This is a genomic window from Filimonas effusa, assembly GCF_004118675.1.
Classification (GTDB): Bacteria; Bacteroidota; Bacteroidia; order Chitinophagales; family Chitinophagaceae; genus Filimonas; species Filimonas effusa.
Genome location: NZ_SDHZ01000001.1, coordinates 1,399,936 through 1,421,293 on the forward strand (window position 1 = coordinate 1,399,936; position 21,358 = coordinate 1,421,293).

The window sequence follows — 21,358 nt, forward strand, 5'->3', positions numbered from 1 at the left end:
TCATTTTCAGGTCACACAATGCAGTAAAAATAACAGGTGTATGAACATCAGACAAGATGTGTGTGTGGCGTATAGGTTATGGGTGAAAGGAATTGAGTTTTTTAAGCCATAGAGGGCAGGGATAATGTGATTGTTGTACCTGTTATCAGGTAGCTGGGCGAAGATATTTGCTGTTCGCACGGATAAAAATCTTGTATTGAATTATCTTTAGGTACCCATGTTTTTCACCTAAAGATGTTATATGATTTATTTCGATGAAGCCGGTAATTCCGGTGAAAACCTGCTCGACTTACAGCAACCTGTTTTCCTGTTGCTCTCTCATAATTTCACGTTGACAGAGGCAAAAGAAATACTGCGGCCCTTGCAGGCGATATCAAAAGCAGAAGAACTGCATTTCAAAAATGTCAAAAAATATGCAGCGCAGCAACGGGCATTGATCGAGTGTTTCAAACATCCATTGATTCAAGAGGGGCGCGTTTATTTCTATGTTGCCCATAAAAAATTTATGATTACGATTCATCTTGTTGACCGATTGATCGAGTATGTTTTTCATAAAAGAGGAATAGATATTTACAAAGGAGGCTTCAATTTGTCAACGGCCAACATCCTTGCGATCCTGGGAACGTCTGTGTGGGATACCACGTTGTATGATCGGGTCTGCGTGTCATTTGTACAATGGACAAGGACTGCCGATAACCAGGATGCCGTAACTTTTTACGATGCGGTGAAAGCATTGTATCGGACTTTGCAACATGAAAAGGACCGGGAACTTGTTCAGTGGATACTGGATAGCGAACCCTTCAAGGAGGATATTGCAGAAAGTTTTGAGAAGTTTGGTACAGATGCTACCCTGTCCTGCTTCATAGAAGAGATACAATATTGGTCGCGGTCATTGAATGCTGATGTGGATGCCACCTTTGATAATTCCAAACAAATTGAGCATTGGAAAAGCTACATCGAGTACCTGCGGCATTTACCGCCTGCCGAAGTTGGCTTTGGAAGTCGCAAGCATAAGTATCCGCTTCCCTTAAAAAGCCTCACTCTGGAAGATAGCAAAACTTGTGTAGAATTGCAGCTTGCCGACCTGATGGCCTCTTATCTTAACTATTATTTCAATGTTACAGCCACAGGTCGGGAGGATGCATTTGCCCAACAGATTACTGATACCCGGCTGGTCCATGTGTTATTTAACAGAATGTGGCCGGGCAAGGAAATGAGACCAGAAGAATTAGGGATGGAAGATACCCGTGGTATCAATCCGTTGGATTACCTGGCTGCGCAAGCCCTGGCAAACCCTGAAGCCTATGCGAAGGTGGAGCGTAAGAAAAGAGGTGGCGCGAACGGATAAGCGTTATCATTTTGTGTTGGCGGCACTGACGAGTAGCAAATCCTATTCATAGCTTGCGATAGCACTACCTTTCGGCACCAGCGTTTTTTTGTTAACTTTTTTTTCGTGCCTGTAAAAAAAGTTGCCCCGGCTATGTGCAGCCGTGCAACTTGCTTGCGATGAAACAATGGGTTAACTTAAAATGGTATAAGCGGCTATGATTTTTTTGCTCATGGCCTCCGCTTCCGGGTGCGGGTTTTTATCGGGATGCCATTGTGCAATCAGTCGCCGAAACGCTTTTTTGATTTCCTGCGGTGTGGCTTCCGGGCTAATGCCTAATACTTCGTACGGTGTCATCAGGGCATACCAGGCCAATTATATTACCTTTCCATTCGGTATTAATATCGTAACTCATTCTGGTTAGTAAGTGGGTGTAATTGTTATCGTTTTGTACTGATATATAAAATTCTGAGAAAAACTCGAAAAAATCACCTTTAAAGGTTGCTTCATTATATGTCTTACCAAATAAATTCTCACAAATTTGATTCCTATGATTTTCACTTAGCATGGTAAAATGATCAGCAGGTGCTTGCAAATAGTTAATCGCATTTCTTATAGAGCCAGCCTGGAGTTCACCTGTAAACTTGAAGACAATTAATTGTTCGACCCAACTATTCATTCTTACCGAAGCCAAAGCCAACACTCTTTTGTCTTCATACAGATTAAATTCTTTTTTCCTATTAGCATTAGTATCACAATATGAGATCAGAGTAAATATCAAACGTCCAAATTCATAAAACTCATCGTTATTCTCAAAAAGGTCTTTGAGTTTATGATAATCTTTTTTATTATCAAGCAAAAATTCCTTTCCTCTCCCAGTTACTTCCAAATTGAGATACTCATCCAATGTATCTTTTGCTTTTTGAAAATAAAAATCAGGTTCATTAATAATTAGCAAACAGGTTTCTGACCTCAGAAAATTCTGAATTTTATTTCTTATTTTATCGTTCATTATTATTCCGCCTAATATTTTTTTTCTATTTCCTTATACAAGAAAACCATCTACTAGACATTGTTGAAATCTACTTACCCTTTATTCCTTCCAGATCCTTTCTCATTTGCTCTATCTTTTCATTTTGTTGGCTTATCGCTTTATTCTGCTGAATGATATAAAGGGTCAACTCTTCTATCTTTTTAAGAAGGACAACCTGATTATCGGCCAGATCAAGTCCATTTTCTTTTACCTCAATGGCGGAGGGCACTTCTGGAAGATGCTTATTTTGCTGAACAAATGTTTCTACATAAGCAAGGGATTTTAGTTGGTAAGACGAGTCGAATACATAATCAGCCCAATCGGTTTGTGTAACTTTTATTTTTCGGGTTTTAATATTTCCATTTACATTTAAGTCACGTTGCGTTGCGGTGGTTCCAATGGTTTGATTACCATTCAAAAATAGGTTTCCTGAGCCATTTAAACTCATTAGTGAAGTAAGAATACCGTTGTTGTCGTAATCAAAAAAACGGAACCCGCCCAATCCTCCACCACCTCTATTGGTAATAAAGTCAGTTTCTCCTTCGCTTCCAGATCGATTCCAGCCTATAAGTAATTTTCCGGTGTTCGCTAATGGAGAAAGCTGGTCAGGTATCGCAGGATCAAGATTACCACCGCCTAAAAGTGCGTTGCCATGAACCACCAGCTTATAAGAAGGAGTAGCGGTTCCAACGCCCAAATTTCCCGCAAAATAGCCACTCCCATCCCCTCTAACATAAAAAGAATTAGTACCACTTCCTAGTTCCGAATTTGTTCCGTGGTATCCGGAGAATAGATATACATTATTGGACGAAAGAGCATCAGTTTTGGCATAAAATATCGCTGCATATGGGTTGGGGAAACCATAACTAGTACCCATTTGCCGACCTGTATACATCGGTCCACCATATGACGTTTGTACAGTTATCCTTTGGTCAGTAGTATTTCCGGCTGTTGTAACTGATTGCAAGGTTTCCTGAGCGGCACTGAAATTAAGAATAAGAGAACTTAATGAAATCAGGCTGATTATTTTTTTCATAATAAGAGTTTAGGTTATTCAATTTTCTGCAATGTAATAAAGACCTAAAAACCTATCAACAGAATTATTGTGGTAAAATAACCCTTCCTAGACAGGAAGGGCCAACAGAACAAATGGAAAGAAATAGAAAGAATACTGTTCATCCCCCTTCACCTGCCAGGGGGTCGCTTTATTTGTAGAAGTTAAGATTTGATCTGACAAATGGGATTAATTTTAAGTAACCACACTTTTAAACGAATCCCAAAATGTCAGACCATGAAATCTGAAACTAAATTAATCAAAACCAAGTTAGAGCTGTTGAATTTAGCGTCACATTTAGGCAATGTATCGCAAGCCTGCAAAGTAATGGGGTACAGTCGCGACAGTTTCTACAGGATCAAAGAGCTGTATGATAACGGTGGCGAGAATGCTCTGCATGAAATCAGCCGTAAAAAGCCCATTGTTAAAAACCGTGTCGAACCAGCTATTGAGAAAGCAGTTGTAAAAATGGCCTTTGACTATCCTGCTTATGGGCAGCAACGTACCAGTAACGAACTGCGGAAACAAGGCATTTTTATCTTTGCGGGTGGTGTCCGGAGCGTTTGGCTAAGCCATAACCTGGAGGTGTTTGAAAAGCGGCTTAAAGCGCTGGAGACTCATAGGGGCTAGCCTTTTTGGTCAGCCCCTTACCCTTTTGGGGGAGTGAATACTTTCGGATTCTCTGATCATATATTAAAAATCACTTCCACGGATCATTCTGCTGTATCGACACATTGGCATTGATCTCATCCTGCGGAATAGGAAAGTATTTATGTTTAGCCTGCGGTGCGCGCACAGGATATACATCATTTACAGCAGCAGGAATAACGGTAAGAAATTTCCCGGTGCGGGTAAGGTCGTACCAGCGGTCGCCTTCGGCAAAAAACTCCCACGAACGTTCCTGCAAAACAGCCTCTATAAACTGGTCTTTCGACAACCCTTGCGGCAGATCATCCACATGAGCGCGAAAGCGTATCTCATGTATAAGATCATAAGCTACCTTGGTAGCGCCATTCTGCCGGGCCTCCGCTTCTGCTGCAATCAAAAAGGCATCAGCAAACCGGAAGATGGGTACATTGATAGTACCGCTGATGCCCACCGAATTGGCGTCCATATACTTCTTAACCAATACTCCTTTGGGCGTAATGGGCGTAATATCTTTCTGGTGAACAACCTGTCCCGATTTGTTTACATAAAACGTATCCAGCAGTTTACGCCTGGCATCGCTGGGGTCAAAAGAATCGAAAAAAGCCTGGTAGGCAAAGGCAGAACCGAAAGTAGAAGCACCATAGGCGGGTCCATCGCTGTTTTTGGGGCCGTACAGACTCAGCATTTGGTTGCTCAGGCCTGGTGTGGCGCTTTCACATTCAAAAGCCCACATGTTCTCCTGCCTCGCCACATCTTCTCTGGCTACATTGTACAGGTCGGTCACCTCTGCCATCAGCGTATACTTATTCGAGCTTCTCACCGCCTGGGCTTTTTCGAAAGCCAGCGGCCAGTTGCCGCTGTACAGGGCCGCTTTGGCATACAACAGCAGGGCCACTTCTTTACAGGTTCTGCCCTTTTGCAAAGCACTACTGTAAGAAGGCAAGCTGTTTACTGCTACGTCAAGGTCAGCAAATACCTGTTTGTAGATATCCGCCTGTGTGCTTTTGGCCACAACGGCATTGGTAAGACTGTTGCTGGCAGATGTTTTCAGTATCACATCTCCAAAATTTTTGGTGAGCGTCCAGTGGTAAAAAGCGCGGAGGAAATAAGCTTCTCCCATAATCTGGTCACGACGCGCCACGTCCATTTGGGTATTGGGTACTTTCGCCAGTACCCAGTTCACTTTCTCAATACCCTGGTAGCAGCTCTCCCATATCTGCTGGGGCGATTCAAACTGACGGCTAAAACTCTTTTGTGTGGTATAGTTAGCGTCGTAGTTAAACAGCGTAAGCGTATTGCGGCCTACTACCGGGCGCGGATAAATCTGATCGGCACTCCAGTCAGAAGCGCAGATAGCCGCCGTATTGTACAGGCCGGATATAGGGCTGTAAGCAGCCGTCAAAGCCGCTTCGGCATCTGATGCAGTTTTGTAAAACTGATCGGTAAAGATGGAAGAGAATGGCTGCTCGTTGAGTTTGCTGCAAGAAGCCAGCACTGACAGGGCAGCAGCAATAAAATATATTTTTATAGTAAGTGGTTTCATAACATTGTTTTTGTGCGGTGATGATAAGAGCAAAAATCAGAAGGTGAACTGTACGCCGGCAAGGTAGCTGCGCGACATAGGATACACCAGGTTGTCAATACCTACCTGCGTATTGGAACCGCCAAAGGCATTCACTTCCGGATCATAACCACTATACTTGGTAAACGTAAACAGGTTGTTGCCGCTCAGGTATACCCTTATGTTGCTCACACCTTTTATGCGTGGCAGTGTATACCCAAGCGTAATGTTCTTTATCCGAACAAAAGAACCGTCTTCCACAAAGCGGTTGGTAATCGGCAAACGGCCGCCCTGGTAACCACTTACATATTCATTGGCAGCATTGGTGGGCGACCAGCGATTACTCATACCCGCTACTACATTGCGCTGCCCCAGCGGATTTTCGAAAGTATAGCGACTCAGGTTATACAGATCATTGCCTTGCACACCGGAAACAAAAGCACTGAAGTCGAATTTTCGGTAAGATAAGTTGGTGGAGAAGCCAAAGATGAAGCTAGGGTTTGCATCACCGGAAATCACCTGGTCATCGGCTGTAATGCGGCCGTCTTTCACCACATCGGCCACCTTCATGCCACCGGTACGACTGCCCGATCCCTCCAGTATCGTTTCCCCTGTTTGGTAAATACCATCGAATAGGTAGGTTTTGTAAATGCCCAGCGGCTGCCCTGTTTGCAACACCACATAGTTATTTACCACATACTCTTTTACATCATCAGCCAGGTGAATGAGCTTGTTGCGGTTAAAGGTGATGTTACCGTTTACCGTCCACTTCACTTCCTTTTCCAGTATACGGGCACTTACACTCAGCTCCAGTCCTTTGTTTTCAATACTGGCAAAGTTGCCTGTTACAGACTGATAACCGGAAGAGGATGGAAGGTTCCGTACAAAGAGCAGGTCATCTGTACGTTTGTGGTAATAATCAGCAATGAAAGAAATGCGGTTGTTGAGTATAGAAAGATCCACACCCACATCCAGCTGGGTCGATTTTTCCCAACGCAGGTCTTTATTCGGAATACCCGTTGGACTTACCCCTATGGTATAAATATGATTAAACTGATAGTTGCTGCCGGAACCCACCAGCGCCAGTGAGTTGTAAGGGCCAATAGCTGCGGCATTACCGGTTACGCCATAGCTGGTCCGCAGTTTAAGATCGGTGAACAAATTCTGTTGCTGCAGGAAAGGCTCGTCTATAATGCGCCAGGCCCCAGATACGGCCGGAAAGAAGCCGTATTTATTGTTTTCACCAAATTTGGAAGCGCCATCATAACGCATCGTTACATCTATAAAATACCGGTTCTTATATCCATAATTCAGGCGGCCCATATAGCTGTCCAGCCTTTCTTCGGTACGGTAGCTGCCCACCGTTCTGTTTACCGCAAGACCAATGGCTTCGTTGGTAGTTACATCGTTGGGAAAACCGCTGGCTTCAATGCTGTTGGAATTGCCCAGGTTTTTCTGCGTACCAAAAACACCGGTCACTTTCAGGGAATGTTCTCCCAGGTTGCGCGAATAAGTCAAAATGCTTTCATGCAGCAGCGCCGTGCCATTACTGTTGCCTTTATAAGCACTGCCCGAACTGGCATTTTTTTCCAGGCTACCAAGAATGTACAGCGGCGAATACCTGTCTGCCAGGGTGGAAGAAAGGTCTGCATTGAAAGAGGCCCGGTAGGTTAATCCCTCTATAATTTTAGCTTCGGCGAAGAGGTTGGCCATAGTACGTTTAATGGCCTTCTGATTCAGCACCTCGGCCATACCCAGCGGGTTTACCACTTCGCGGTAACGGCCATTGAACTGGTCGGAGAAAGGGTAAATGGAACCATCTTCCCGGTAAGGCTGCAAAGTGGGAGGAGCGCCTAAAGCAGCGCCTACAATACTGGCGGTAGCCAGACCGTCTAACCCGGTAGCACCGGTAGGAATGGTATTGTTGATGGAGTAACTACTCAGTACCGTGGCTCCCATGCGAAAACGGTCGCTGATCTTATGATCTATGTTGAGGCGCAGCGAATATCTTTTGAAGTTGGAGTTGATAATGATCCCATCCTGGTTGAAATAATTACCGCTTATACTGAACTGTGTTTTCTCACTGCCACCCGATACGGAAAGCTGATAGTTTTGTATAATAGCTTCGCGGAAAAGAAGGTCCTGCCAGTCTATGCCCTTGCCCAGTGAGTCGGGATTACTGTAGACGGCAGAATTGTATATTTCATTTTCCAGTTTGGCAAAGCCGGCGGCGTTGAGCATATCAATAGTCTTTGTCACCTGCTGAATACCCTGGTAAGTCTCCAGTTGTACCCTGGTTGGGCCGTTCTTACCCCGTTTGGTGGAGATGATCACCACACCATTGGCACCACGGGCACCATAAATAGCGGTGGCCGAAGCATCCTTCAACACCTCTACCGATTCTATATCATTCGGATTGATGGTAGACAGCGGACTGGCATCCGTTACGCTGGCCTCGTTGGATATCTGTATGCCATCCACAATGTACAAGGGCTCGGAAGAGCCGTTGATGGAGTTGGTACCGCGTATACGCACACTAATATTGCCCCCTGGCGCCGCGTTGTTCTGCGTAATCTGTACACCCGACACCCGGGCCTGTAGCCCCTGGGCCACATTCACCACCGGAGTCTGGGTAATGTCAGCAGCTTTCACACTGGCTATAGCGCCGGTGGTGGCCGCTTTACGCTGGGTGCCGTACCCTACTACGATTACATCGTCCAGTTTGTTTACCTCCACCTCCATGGTAACGGTGAGGGTGCGCTGGTTATTCACCGCCACTTCCTGGCTTCTGTATCCCTTGTAAGAGATCACCAATACCGCCCTAGGCGATACAGCGGCCAGCCTGAACCGGCCTTCGGCATTGGTGGTAGTCACCTGCGATGTACCCTTAACCGCAACGTTGGCCCCGGAAAGCGGCACACCGCTGGTATCGGTCACCTGTCCGCCTACAGTTAGGTTGCCGCTTTGGGCGTGGGCAAAAAAAGAGAATAAAAGAAGCAAAAGAGTTACCAGAGGAACCGTAGTCAGTTCCTTTAATTTTATTACATTCATATGGCAATAATTTTTTACATAAACATTCAAAAGAAACTCATAAGCATAGGCATGTCTGCAACATCATTAGCCAATATTAGAAAGAATTTAAACCGTTGTATGCAGGTGAAATCACAGCTTCTACCGGGAACGATTGCGGTATCGTTCCCAATGCATAAAATGGTAGCAAGCCATTGCAGGAATGCTGCTTTCTTTGTACCCAAAACCAATACTATCCACCGGCATGATTAAATGCGTTCAATGCAAACAGGTGCATGCTATCACCAAAGCAGGCATAGTAAGAGGCCGTCAACGCTATCATTGCAAAGACTGCCACCTATACTTCACCATTCCCGAAGCAGCCAGTGCCACCGGCCCTGAAAAGCAGCAGTCTATGCCTACCATCCGTGATATTGCTGAGGCCCTCAACATTTCTAAATCTACCGTATCAAGGGCCCTTCAGGCACACAGCGATATCAATGCCCAAACGCGCCAGGCTGTGCTTGAGATGGCGCAAAAGCTCAACTACCACCCCAACTACATGGCCCAAAGCCTGGTGAACAAAAAGAGTAAAACCATCGGCATTCTTGTACCCGAGTTTGTTAACTATTACTTTCCCGCCCTCATCATCGCTGCTCAGGAAGTAGCTACCGAAGCAGGCTATAATGTCATCATCTGCCAGTCGCAGGAATCTGCCGGTACGGAAAAGGCCAATGTAGATGTATTGTTATCAGGACGCGTAGAGGGCGTGATAGCCTCCATGACCAAGGAAACAAAGCAGCATGATCACTTCCGTTCACTGGAGCAGCACAACATCCCTGTCGTTTTTTTTAATCGTATTTGTGAAGCCATGAACACCTCCCGGGTAACCGTTAACGATTATGAAGGAGCTTACAAAGGCGTGGAACACCTTATAAAAAATGGATATAAAAGAATAGCTTACATAGGCGGCCCTCCCAGCCTGCTGCTAAGCCAGAACCGGTTGAACGGCTACCTGGATGCATTAAAGAAATACCGTATTCCCGTACAGGAAAAATACATCGTATCCTACAACCTTACCGGGCACCATGCCAAACAATGCGCTCAAAAGCTGTTGAAGATGCGCGACAGGCCAGATGCTATTTTTTGCCTTAACGACATCAGTACAACCCAAACGCTTTTTGTAGCCAAATCGTTACAGATACAGGTACCGCAGCAACTGGGTATTGCCGGCTTCAGCAACAACCCCTTCTCCGCCCACGTAGAACCGACACTTACTACCATAGAACAGCCCATTCAGGAAATGGGCCGCGTGGCCATGAAGCTGCTGATAGATCACATTTCAAAAGGTTTTGGCAAATACAAACCGGTACACAGGATACTACCTACCAAACTGATTGTGCGACAATCATCGATAAGGTGAATACGCCTATCGCTCAATTCCGTTTTGCTTGTTGTATTTCATTTAACTTACTCGTCAATTTTACCTTTTCGTTGCTTTCGTTTGTCGTGAATCGGAGAATAGGGAATTATATTTCCCCAATATTTCATCTCAATTCCCAGATTTTTGAAAAGGCTGTATAAACAAAACTGAAAAAGGAGTTACGGTTCCTTTCGGGCTTTTTTATGTTTTTTAATTTAGTTCCAGTGTGGCGAGCAAGGGTGGTTTATATTCTTGCATGAAGTCGTACCGAAAAAACATGTACAGGTCCGTGTCTGTCTTTATTATAACCTGGGTTAAGCAGGAACTGGTATGCTCCGGTCAGATAAAGTTGTGATGGCACCAGCTCTGCAGCGTAGAATAGTTCGGTTAAATGTTCCCAGCCATAGTTGAGGTTGCCATCGCCCAGCATAAAACCTTTTCCACCTGCTTTCAGATAATCTTCATGTGCCTTTGAAATACCCGATGCAACATAAGCCAACCCGGCATTATCCGCCGCTCTCTTCCACCGTTCACCTGCCATCGATAATCCGAAGCTTAAAGAGTGATCTATTTCAGTAAACGCCCAGGTTTCATTTCGTCCGTCATTCCAACCTGCCCTGGCAAAACACCCCAAACTACTTGTAATCTTTTGTTCCATATTTAAACCGAAGCCGAATTTCGTGTTTCCATATTGCCGTGTTTCCTCTATTTCGGGATTGACCGGACTAAGCGCTATGCTTTGTTTGTAGTTGCCCAGATTGGCAGTGGTAAAGAAGCCCAAGATCCTGATAGCTCCATCAAGGCCTGCAAACTTGTGTTTGTGCGTGTATTCAATGGTGTGTGAGCTTGCTTTCGAGATATTCCAATTCATGTCATTGCCGTTGGCCTCTTTAGCAACCAATGCAGCGCCATAGCGAAGCTCATGCTGTGGCGTCACGAATTCGAGTACAATGGCAGGCGTATAACCTCTTGTATTTGCCGGATAATCCCAAGCTCCGTTGGCCATAAGCGCCCAGCTCATGAATTGCGTTCTGGGGTCGTGACTGAATTTGTTGTTGTCGAAATAATCTGTCGATCCTATTTTACCTATTGTGAAAGCAAAATATTTAAGCGGCGTATTTCCGTCCAATTGATTAAAATCAGCTTGCTGATAACCTGTTTCTTTTGTTAACGCAACTATTTGCCTGTAAAAAAGCCGGGCTAAATAGATTTTGGGAGCGGGGTCACCCACTCTGAATGTTTCGCCATTTGTAGCAGCAGCGACTCCCAATGCCTGGCTTAATCCTGCTCCTCCTGCAATTTCGGGATTAATAAACAAGCTTGCTCCTTTCCATAGCCGTGTTCCTGCAAATAAGGTAGCAGTAATGGATGTCTGGTTTTCTCCCTGAGTAAGAAGACTGTTATCACCGGTATATTTTGCGTTAAAAGACGGCTTCGACTGGCTTATGACAGTGGTTTGTGCGTGGACAGAGAAACGGTCATTTTTGGATGTATCAGGCTGTTGAGCCATTGCATTTACTGAGAGCAATTCCAATATTAGAATACCTATTATCCATTTCATAGCAGCTTCTTGCAACCCGGCACCCCAGGCCAGTGAACAAATACGTATTATATAAATCGATCTATCAAGAGCAATTTATTAAAAGCTATGATATAAAAAATAAAAATCTATACAGGAAACACAACACATTTATTTAAATCATCATTTAACCGGTTTCAGGAAGCAGCTGCTGGCAAAGAAGATGCCATATGTTCCATAAATGATGGAGAGGGATTATATTTGACACTGCACCTAACTTATAGATATGAAAACGATTGCCGTTCTACTGGCACTGCTTCCTATGTACCTGTCTGCGCAACATGCAACAGATGGTCCTTATATTATATATCGTAATGATGACAGCGCTGTGGTGAAGGTGCTTTTACAGCAGGAAGACCTGATAAGGCCAGCTTCCAGCGTTCTTGCTGTTTCGGCGTTGCCTGGCACCTCTTTCACAGTACCGGTAGCGAATCATCCTGAGTGGGCATTTCCTATACAAGCACATGCTTCTCTACTACCAGCTCCGGTGACTTATCCGGCATCCGAAAAGATACTTGTATTATCTGATATTGAGGGAGAGTTTGAAGCAGGAAGGCAACTGCTGATTGCAGCCGGCGTAATAGATACAACATATAACTGGACATTTGGCAAAGGGCAGGTAGTAGTAGCCGGTGATCTATTTGACCGTGGCCAGGATGTACTTCCCTGGCTTTGGCTGCTGTACAGCCTGGAAACCAAGGCGGCAGCGGCAGGCGGCTGGGTACATGTATTACTGGGAAATCATGATATCATGCAGCTAAGTGGCGACTATCGTTATACCGACGCCCGCTATTTCAAACATGCGTGGGTGATGGGAAGAGAAATCCGGAACCTGTTTGGCGCTGATACGGAACTGGGACGTTGGTTACGAAGTAAGAACATTATAGAAAAAGGAGGAGATTACCTGTTCATGCATGCAGGACTTTCTCCCGAGGTATTGCAAAAGCAGCTTTCATTACAGGCCATCAACGAGATCTGCCGTCCTTATTATGGGATGTCGCGCAAGGAGATGCCGGATAGCATGCATATGTTCTTTGATGCACGTTCGCCATTCTGGTATCGCGGCTATTTTATGAAACCACAAGCTCCGAAAACACTAATAGACAGTACGCTGAAACAGTACGCTTGCCGCACCATCGTGGTGGGACATACCATTACAGACACGACCATTACTATGCACTATAAGGGGAAAGTTATTGCCGTAGACGTAAATCAGCATGAGGGGCATCATGCGGCCTTGCTGATAGAAGGTCATAGCCGTTATATTATAGATGATAAAGGCAATAAAACAGCTTTAATAAATAATAAGCAGCCTTAGCATTTGAGACGTTGCCGGTATGCAACGTTGCGATATCAGCTCTGGCAGTAAATGAAATTTACCTAAGCATCATTAAGGCCTGGAACTGAGGATTCGCGTTTATATCAATTGGCCTGGCTTCATCCAGAATATCGTATTGCAAGTCGATGAAAGATTCAGTAATACGGACTTCCGAATTCCTTGTCTTTTCTATGTGCGTAATGGATTCAGGAGCAAGAGCAGACGCCTGATAGGCACGCCATACATCTTTTTCCTTTTCAACTATCTCATGCAGTATTGCCTTATAGTCTTTTTGATAAAGCACAGTAAGTTTTATCTTTTCTTTTGCCAGTAATCGTGCATAAACCAGGAGATCATCCATATCAACCAAATACTGTAGTTTTCTTAGCTGTGACCATTCAAGAATGTGCGCAACCGAATACATACCGTTTCGATGACCAGAGAAAAAGGTATAGAAAGCCAGGGAATCCTGAAGTTGCTCCAAACCATACTCCCCGTTGCCAAACAGTTCGTTTAGAACAACTGCCAGATGATCCATTATTAGGTCACGACTTATTCCATTGGCGCTGTCTATACTGTCGGCCAATATACGGCCTATTGTAAGATTTAGTAAGTTGAGCTCACCGTTGAGCAAAACTGATATTCGCTTTAAATTTCCGGACAACGTTTTTTGAAAAGCGGCTAATTGAGGATGCTGCATCCTGTTGGTTTGCCATAACCCTTCGGGCCCGTTACCGAAGCAGTAAAAACCCTTATATTCCCCTCCCCCTTCGCTTAAAAAGGGATTGGCTTTTGCAAGAGGACGGAATTCGGATAAAGCCGCAAGGGGCAGCATGCGTAGTATTTCCTGCTCTTCAAAACAGATAAGCAGATGTTCTTCTGCAGTAAATGCATCGGCATCATTAACTAACAGAGACGAAACCTGAATTGCCGCTTCGCCGAATGACTTGCGGTTATCAAGCATGACAGACAGGAATTCACAGAGATCGTTCCTGTGTTTTAAACGGAGCAGTAGTTGAATAGATCTCCAGTCGAAATAGATTGCCAGGCTTCGTGCGGCAGGCTCTGTTGGAAAAGCTTCACTAAACCTGATGACAGCCTTTAATTCTGCCGTATTAAAGTTAATAGCTGGGAGCGTTGCCTTTTGCAGCAATTCAAGCATGGAAATACCGTTTCCTTCCTGCAAGGCCGTTTCGCGTATGATCGCCATTTCTTTACTTATCGTCCAGTAAAGCAATACCTGTTCATAGCTTGCATGTTTGACTATGCTTTGCCGCGCGTTATGAAACGCCAGTAATAGTTTAGACTGCAGGTCGGATATTACATCAGTTTGAACATTCATACTTATGGCTTATTAATTTAATCATCTAATCCTTTTCGCTCCAGTATTTTAGGAATGCATTTTTCAATTCTTGACTCACGTGTTTTAGCCTGTTTCGCCTGCGAAAAGTAAAACAAATATGCGCGTTGCCTGCCGGGAGTCAATGCATTAAAAGCTGTTTTTACTGCGGGGTCTTGTTTTAATACCTTCTGAAATTCGTCAGGGACGGCATAATCTGATGTTTTCTTCAAGGCTACTTTTGATCCCGACTTCTCCATTTCTATAGCTTGTTGGATATAGTCTTTGATGACGGATCTCAGTTTCTTTACCTGGCTGAGCTCTGTAAACCGCAACTGCCGGGCGGATTGCACATTTTCGGTTTGCCGGATTAAAATGCCTTTATCATCTTTCAACAGGGCTCCTTTGTGAAACAGCAATGCACAGTATTCTTTAAACCCATGAATAAGCACCACATTTTTCCCCTGCAGGGTATAACATGGGTGCATCCATTTGTAATCTTCGGAGAGCTCCTTAGCTTCAAGAACAATTGTTCTCAATAGCGTCATTTCATCTTTCCACCGGGTGGCTTTGTCCAGGAACTGGTTGACGCTGGCGTTTAATCTGCTTTTTACTTCCACGGATATTTAGTTTTATGTTTAAGGTTCGGATCTGCTTTGAAATATAGAATAGCTATGCGGCTAATTCGATCTTTGTTTAAAAAGCCATTCGGGGATAAGGTTGGTGGTGTATAACGGTGGATATACTTCATGCGCCAACTTGTCGATTTCCCAGAAACGTTTATGCGTGGCGTGCATTTCCCGTAAGGTATGAAGCATGACACTATCGGTAGCAAACGGATTTTCATCATCGGCATTTCCGTGAACGAACCATATGGGCTTATTCAGCAGCGGATGTATGTAATCGAAGTCGGGGATACCCGAAATTGCAATGCCAGCAGTAAAGAGATCCGGCCGTAATCCTAATACGTTGATTGTTGCAGACGCGCCCATGGAGAAACCCATTACATATATGCGGCTTTTATCTACCGGCCATACATTGCATAAAGAATCTACCAGGTCCAGTGCGTTAGCGAGGCAAACCGAAGGTATTGAAACCAGTATACCTTTTTGCCTGTTCATTGTATAGTTTGAGGAGCGCTGGCTGAATTGCGGTGCCACTACATAAGCCGGGTAGGCGCTGCGTAATGCGGGTTGCGCCCACATTTTCACCAATGCATTGAGCTGACTGGTATTGTCTGTGCCTATACCACCTGAAGTGGGCAGGATCAAGACCAACGGGAATTTACGTGCAGCATTTTCTTTAAGCGGTTTTAATGCACGATAACGCACCGTATCGTTGACCTTTCCTGTATAAATGTATGCGGTGAAGCTATCATTACTGATCTTATTGATCCCGGCTCTTATGGCATAAGCGGCTTCTTTATTTGCCGGCGCCGCCAATTTCTGATAACTGACAGCGCGATCCGGAGTTGTACAAGCTGCAAGGATGGTTAATACTATTCCCAAGAGCGCATAGCTGGTATTTGCCTTAAATATCGAGTAAAGCGTCACTGTTTCTGTGAGAGACATATTTGAAGCGTCTTTAGTAATATAAAACGGCTCTAAAGTACTGTTTCCAGTATAAAAAAAGGCAAAAACTAATACCAGCATATGACAAATGACAGGTTTCTAACTATTTGTGAGCGTTAGTTTTGTGAGAGCCGAAAAGGAGTCTTTTAATGGGTCAGCTTGTCGGTCCTTTTAATAACTGTACGCTTTTATTTTCAAAAAAGGAACATATGTTCAGTGTAGATATGACGAAACCGGCCGATTTGCATTCTCATGCAAAGGGCACCGGTGCTTTACGCTCCCAGCATCCCGTTTACAAAGATTTTCTGCCTCCGTGTAATAATGCCTGTCCGGCCGGAGAGAACATACAGGCCTGGCTTTCACTTGCCCAGGAGGGGCAGCTATACGAGGCCTGGCAGAAACTGGTGGAAGAAAATCCGATGCCTGCTGTACATGGCCGTGTTTGTTACCATCCGTGTGAATCGGCCTGTAACCGTGCTTCTGTTGATGCTCCTGTAAGTATTCATGCTGTAGAACGTTTTCTTGGCGACAAGGCTTTGGAAGAAGGCTGGGCCATCCGGAATACAGCTGTTAAAACCGGCAAACGTGTACTGGTCATTGGCGGCGGTCCGAGCGGTTTATCTGCCGCCTATCATCTTACACGCCTGGGTCATGAAGTTGAGATATATGAAGCTGGTCCTATGCTGGGCGGCATGATGCGATTTGGCATTCCGGCCTACCGTCTTCCCCGCAATATCCTTGATGCCGAGATAAAAAGGATCCTGGATCTTGGTATCAAGGTAAAATTAGGCTGTAAGGTTGATGATATAGAAAAGGAAAAGGCATCCGGCAATTTTGATGCTGTATTTGTAGCTATAGGCGCCGGGCTTGCCAAGAAGATCGATATACCTGGTCAGGCGGCTGCCAAGATGCTTGATGCGGTATCGTTCTTGCGGGATGTAGAGATGGGTACTGCGCCGAAGCTGGGTCGTAAAGTGGCGGTATATGGCGGGGGCAACACTGCTATAGATGCAGCACGTACTGCCAAACGTTTGGGAGCCGATGCTTTTATCATTTATCGCCGTGACAGGGAACATATGCCTGCGCATGATGCCGAAGCTGATGACGCCCTGACTGAAGGCGTTAAAATAAACTGGCTCCGCAGTATCAAGAATGTAGATGACAACGATTTTGTTGTTGAGGTAATGGAAATACAGGATGGCAAGTTAACCGGTACGGGGAAGTTTGAAACCCTGGAAGCAGATGCACTTATTATGGCGCTGGGCCAGGATACCGATGCGGGTTTTCTTTCCAAATTAAGTGGTATAGCACTCTCCAAAGACGGCACCTTACAGGTAGATGATACCATGATGACCGGGCACAAGGGCGTATTTGCCGGCGGCGATATGGTGCCCAGTCAGCGCACAGTTACCATAGCCGTAGGTCATGGTAAGAAAGCTGCGCGTCATATCGATGCTCACCTGAAATCCTCCAAGTGGGAAAAGGCGCTTAAAAATGAATTAGTAGGTTTTGAAAAGCTGCATGTATGGTATAAAACGCTTGCACCCCAGCAGGAACAGGCGATACTTGATGCTGCAGAACGTACAGCCAGCTTCCAGGAGGTACTTGGCAGTTATACACAAGCGGAAGCGCTTTACGAAGCCCAACGCTGTCTTAGCTGCGGCAACTGTTTTGAATGCGACGGCTGTTACGGTTCGTGTCCTGAAGATGCGATATTGAAGCTGGGCAAGGGCAACCGTTATGAATATGATTACAACAAATGCACAGGATGTGCCGTATGCTATGAGCAATGCCCTTGTCATGCCATAGAGATGGTACCGGAAACTTTATAATTATTCCATGAGAGAGACAATAGTTAAAACCATTGACGGCAACGAGGCAGCGGCGTCCGTAGCTTACCGGGTAAACGAGGTATGTGCGATCTACCCTATCACGCCGTCTTCCACTATGGCCGAGCTGGCTGATGAGTGGAGCGCCGTTGGCTATAAAAATATATGGGACAATGTTCCCGACGTAATAGGCATGCAGAGTGAAGGTGGTGCTGCCGGTACCGTACACGGTGCTTTACAGGCCGGTACACTGACTACTACATTTACGGCATCACAAGGATTGATGCTGATGCTGCCCAATATGTATAAAATTGCGGGGGAATTGACCTCCACAGTTTTTCATGTGGCGGCGCGTGCGCTGGCAGCGCAGGGGCTTTCGATCTTCGGCGACCACAGTGATGTTATGGCGGCACGTACTACCGGGTTTGCGATGGCATCCTCGAATTCCGTTCAGGAAGCTCATGACCTCGCATTGATATTACAGGCAGCCACACTTGCTTCACGTGTACCTTTTATTCATTTCTTTGATGGTTTCCGGACCTCTCATGAGGTGAGCAAGATAGAGATGCTGAGCGATGATGATCTGCGTGCAATGATCAGCGATGAGCAGGTTTTTGCGCACAGGCAAAGAGCGCTGAATCCGGATAATCCATTCATCAGAGGTACTGCGCAAAACCCGGATGTTTATTTCCAGGCAAGAGAAACGGTGAACCCGTTCTATGACAAAGTTCCCGCTATGGTACAGGAGCAGATGAATAAGTTTGCCCAGCTTACAGGCAGACAATATCATCTGGCAGAATACACCGGTTGCCCCGATGCAGAACGCCTGATCGTTATTATGGGATCGGCCACTGAAACAGCCAGTGAAACGGCGCTGTTCCTGAATAAAAACGGAGAAAAAACAGGTGTTCTCAATGTGCGTCTCTTCCGCCCTTTTCCATTACAGGAGATCGTAGCTGCCATTCCGGCAACAGTAACCAAGATAGCGGTATTAGATCGCACCAAAGAACCGGGAGCGGAAGGCGAGCCCCTTTACAAGGATATTGTAACAGCATTGACAGAAGCTTATACCGGCGGCCAATTAAATACACTACCCAGGATTGTAGGCGGCCGTTACGGGCTTTCTTCGAAAGAATTTACGCCGGCAATGGTTAAGGGAATCTTTGATGAACTGAAGAATGATATTCCCAAGAATCATTTTACGATAGGGATCAATGATGACGTAACCCATACAAGCCTTAGCTACGATCCTCATTTTGAACTGGATGAAAGCGATGTAACTACAGCACTGTTCTATGGTCTTGGGGCTGACGGTACTGTTTCCGCCAATAAGAACAGTATCAAGATTATAGGTGAGAATACAGATTTTTATGCACAGGGTTATTTTGTGTATGACTCTAAAAAATCGGGGTCTCAAACAGTATCACATCTCCGTTTCGGCAAAAAACCTGTAAGAGCTCCTTATCTTATCAATAAGGCCAATTTTATAGCCTGCCATGTATTCAACTTCATTTCAAGAGTGAATATATTAGAGCAGGCCCGTCCTGGCGCTGTATTTTTACTTAATAGTCCCTACGGAAAAGACGAAGTATGGGATCATTTGCCACAGCCTGTACAGCAGACCATCATTGACAAAAAGCTCAAGTTTTATGTTATAGATGGTACAGCGGTAGCGGAAGCTACCGGTATGGGTAACCGCACCAACACCATCATGCAAACGTGTTTCTTTGCCCTGGCTGGTGTTTTACCTAAAGACGAGGCTATCGACGAGATTAAAAAGGCCATCAAAAAAACCTATGCCAAGAAGGGACAGAAGATCATTGATCTCAACTTCAATGCTGTTGATCAGTCGTTAAGTCACCTGCACGAGGTAGCAGTACCCAAAGTTGTTTCCAATAAATCGGGGTTTCCACTTACAGTACCTGTTGAAGCGCCTGAATTTGTACAACTGGTAACTGCGGAAATGATGCGTGGCAATGGGGACGCTTTACCTGTAAGTATGCTGCCGATCGATGGTACATATCCGAGCGGCACTACGCAATGGGAAAAACGTAATATTTCGGATACTGTTCCGGTGTGGGATGCCGAGACCTGTATTCAGTGCGGTAACTGCAGCTTTGTTTGTCCGCACAGCGTTATCAGGGCTAAATTCTACAACCAGGATGTACTGGAAAATGCTCCTGCTGAATTTCCTTCTGCACGTATCTCTGCAAGAGGTTTTCCGGAGACCCGATACAGTTTACAGGTATATGTAGAAGACTGCACAGGATGTACACTTTGCGTTGACGCCTGCCCTGCCTACAATATCAATGACCGCAGCAAGAAGGCCATTAACATGGCTGAGAAGCAGCCTATACTGGAAAAAGAAAAAGAAAATATCCGCTTCTTTGAATCTATCGATAACAATGACCGCTCGAAGGTTGACTTCTCATCTGTGAGAGGCACCCAATTCCTGGAACCATTATTTGAATTTTCAGGAGCTTGTTCCGGCTGCGGTGAAACGCCGTATGTCAAGTTATTGACGCAACTGTTTGGTGACAGGTTAATGGTAGCCAATGCTACGGGGTGTTCTTCGATCTACGGCGGCAACCTGCCCACTACGCCCTGGTCTAAAAACAGCCAGGGAAGAGGGCCGGCGTGGAGCAACTCTCTTTTTGAAGATAATGCTGAGTTCGGACTTGGCATGCGTGTGGCTGAAGACAAGAAACTATCTATAGCGCGTGAGCTGGTGCTGAAGTTAAAAGATAAAATTGGTGCAGAATTTACCAGTGAGCTACTGGAAGCTCCCCAGCTTACCGAATCGCAATTAGCATTGCAGCGCCTGCGGGTTGAAAAACTGACGGGTTTACTGCAAGACCATAAAGAAGATCCGCTGGTATTACAACTGCTTTCGTTGAAGGATCACCTGGTACGGCGTACCGTATGGCTGATCGGCGGTGACGGATGGGCTTATGATATAGGTTCAAGCGGCCTGGATCATGTGCTGGCAAGTGGCCGTAATGTAAACGTGCTGGTTTTAGATACGGAGGTTTACAGTAATACAGGTGGCCAGTCTTCAAAAGCGACGCCTACTGCCGCCACGGCTAAGTTTGCGTCTTCGGGTAAACGCGTAGGGAAGAAAGACCTTGCGTTGCAAGCTATATCGTATGGCAACGTATATGTAGCCCAGGTAGCCATGGGAGCCAATCCGCAGCAAACATTGCTGGCGATGCGCGAGGCAGAGGCTTACGATGGGCCTTCGCTGATACTGGCCTATAGTCATTGTATTGCACACGGCATTGATATGACCAAGGGGCTTACCCAACAGGAACTGGCGGTTAAAAGCGCTTACTGGCCGCTGCTGCGCTATAATCCACAGTTACGCAGGGCTAACAGTAATCCTTTTGTACTTGATTCGCCGGCTGCTACGATCACACTGAAGGACTATGCCTACAATGAACTACGGTATAAAAACCTGCAGAAAGCGAATCCCCAGGAAGCTGAATACCTGCTGGGTAAGGCGCAGGAACTGGTAGACTTGCGCTGGCAGACATATGAGAATATGCATTCCTGGAAAGCGGATGCATTTGCTCCTTTAATGTAGCACTATTTAACATTGCCCATAAACGACCAACGAAGCCCGCTCAATGAGCGGGTTTCTCTTTTATTACGAGGAGCGAATAAATCA

The 21,358-nt window shown here is 45.4% G+C and carries 14 protein-coding genes and 1 pseudogene; 6 read left to right on the forward strand and 9 right to left on the reverse strand.

The genetic code is table 11. The features are described 5' to 3' along the window. Window positions 1-241: 241 nt before the first annotated feature. Window positions 242-1,348 (forward strand): DUF3800 domain-containing protein, encoded by a 1,107-nt coding sequence (locus ESB13_RS05130; protein WP_129001943.1) that lies wholly within the window; start codon window positions 242-244, stop codon window positions 1,346-1,348. Window positions 1,349-1,519: 171 nt separating this feature from the next. Here ESB13_RS05130 and ESB13_RS24265 read toward each other — a convergent pair whose 3' ends face one another. The 3 genes from ESB13_RS24265 to ESB13_RS05145 all read right to left on the reverse strand — a co-directional run bounded on the left by ESB13_RS24265 (window position 1,520) and on the right by ESB13_RS05145 (window position 3,396). Continuing rightward, complete coding sequence (locus ESB13_RS24265) at window positions 1,520-1,684, reverse strand: J domain-containing protein (protein ID WP_129001944.1); 165 nt, start codon at window positions 1,682-1,684, stop codon at window positions 1,520-1,522. Then, a complete protein-coding gene (locus ESB13_RS05140; RefSeq protein WP_129001945.1) occupies window positions 1,656-2,339 on the reverse strand; it encodes a hypothetical protein in 684 nt (227 codons plus the stop codon). Before ESB13_RS05140 ends, ESB13_RS24265 begins: the two co-directional genes overlap by 29 nt. A 70-nt stretch (window positions 2,340-2,409) precedes the next feature. Further along, the gene (locus ESB13_RS05145) at window positions 2,410-3,396 is read right to left on the reverse strand and encodes a hypothetical protein (RefSeq protein WP_129001946.1); all 987 of its coding nucleotides are present in this window, start codon (window positions 3,394-3,396) and stop codon (window positions 2,410-2,412) included. A gap of 255 nt (window positions 3,397-3,651) precedes the next feature. Between ESB13_RS05145 and ESB13_RS05150 the strand changes: the two are divergent. Next, window positions 3,652-4,029: pseudogene (locus ESB13_RS05150) on the forward strand (helix-turn-helix domain-containing protein); the annotation flags it as partial. An 85-nt stretch (window positions 4,030-4,114) separates the two neighbouring features. Here the strand turns inward: ESB13_RS05150 and ESB13_RS05155 are convergent. Beyond that, window positions 4,115-5,605 (reverse strand): RagB/SusD family nutrient uptake outer membrane protein, encoded by a 1,491-nt coding sequence (locus ESB13_RS05155; RefSeq protein WP_129001947.1) that lies wholly within the window; start codon window positions 5,603-5,605, stop codon window positions 4,115-4,117. A gap of 36 nt (window positions 5,606-5,641) precedes the next feature. After that, entirely contained in the window at window positions 5,642-8,674 is a 3,033-nt protein-coding gene (locus ESB13_RS05160) for a SusC/RagA family TonB-linked outer membrane protein (protein WP_129001948.1), read from the reverse strand. A 223-nt stretch (window positions 8,675-8,897) separates the two neighbouring features. On the opposite strand from ESB13_RS05160, the gene ESB13_RS05165 reads away from it, so the two are divergent. Then, window positions 8,898-10,055 carry a LacI family DNA-binding transcriptional regulator gene (locus ESB13_RS05165; protein WP_129001949.1) on the forward strand — a complete coding sequence of 386 codons (1,158 nt, stop codon included), beginning with the start codon at window positions 8,898-8,900 and terminating at the stop codon, window positions 10,053-10,055. 244 nt (window positions 10,056-10,299) lie between these two features. Here ESB13_RS05165 and ESB13_RS05170 read toward each other — a convergent pair whose 3' ends face one another. Continuing rightward, window positions 10,300-11,616: a carbohydrate porin gene (locus ESB13_RS05170; RefSeq protein ID WP_129001950.1), complete on the reverse strand. Its 1,317-nt coding sequence runs from the start codon at window positions 11,614-11,616 to the stop codon at window positions 10,300-10,302. 244 nt (window positions 11,617-11,860) lie between these two features. Here ESB13_RS05170 and ESB13_RS05175 point away from each other — a divergent pair, with 244 nt between their 5' ends. Beyond that, complete coding sequence (locus tag ESB13_RS05175; protein WP_129001951.1) at window positions 11,861-12,952, forward strand: metallophosphoesterase; 1,092 nt, start codon at window positions 11,861-11,863, stop codon at window positions 12,950-12,952. A gap of 58 nt (window positions 12,953-13,010) precedes the next feature. Here the strand turns inward: ESB13_RS05175 and ESB13_RS05180 are convergent, their stop codons facing one another. Genes ESB13_RS05180 through ESB13_RS05190 form a run of 3 tightly spaced genes read right to left on the reverse strand, consistent with a single transcriptional unit; the run spans window position 13,011 to window position 15,862 of the window. Further along, the gene (locus ESB13_RS05180) at window positions 13,011-14,294 is read right to left on the reverse strand and encodes a DUF1016 N-terminal domain-containing protein (protein WP_129001952.1); all 1,284 of its coding nucleotides are present in this window, start codon (window positions 14,292-14,294) and stop codon (window positions 13,011-13,013) included. A gap of 17 nt (window positions 14,295-14,311) precedes the next feature. Then, window positions 14,312-14,911, reverse strand: coding sequence for a YdeI/OmpD-associated family protein (locus tag ESB13_RS05185; RefSeq protein ID WP_342772651.1), 600 nt, complete (start codon window positions 14,909-14,911; stop codon window positions 14,312-14,314). A gap of 60 nt (window positions 14,912-14,971) precedes the next feature. Then, window positions 14,972-15,862 (reverse strand): carboxylesterase family protein, encoded by an 891-nt coding sequence (locus tag ESB13_RS05190; RefSeq protein WP_129001953.1) that lies wholly within the window; start codon window positions 15,860-15,862, stop codon window positions 14,972-14,974. A 209-nt stretch (window positions 15,863-16,071) separates the two neighbouring features. On the opposite strand from ESB13_RS05190, the gene ESB13_RS05195 reads away from it, so the two are divergent. Continuing rightward, on the forward strand, window positions 16,072-17,694 hold the full coding sequence (locus ESB13_RS05195) for an NAD(P)-binding protein (RefSeq protein ID WP_129001954.1): 1,623 nt from the start codon (window positions 16,072-16,074) through the stop codon (window positions 17,692-17,694). Window positions 17,695-17,701: 7 nt separating this feature from the next. Further along, window positions 17,702-21,274: a pyruvate:ferredoxin (flavodoxin) oxidoreductase gene (gene nifJ, locus ESB13_RS05200; RefSeq protein WP_129001955.1), complete on the forward strand. Its 3,573-nt coding sequence runs from the start codon at window positions 17,702-17,704 to the stop codon at window positions 21,272-21,274. The last annotated feature ends 84 nt before the right edge of the window (window positions 21,275-21,358 follow it).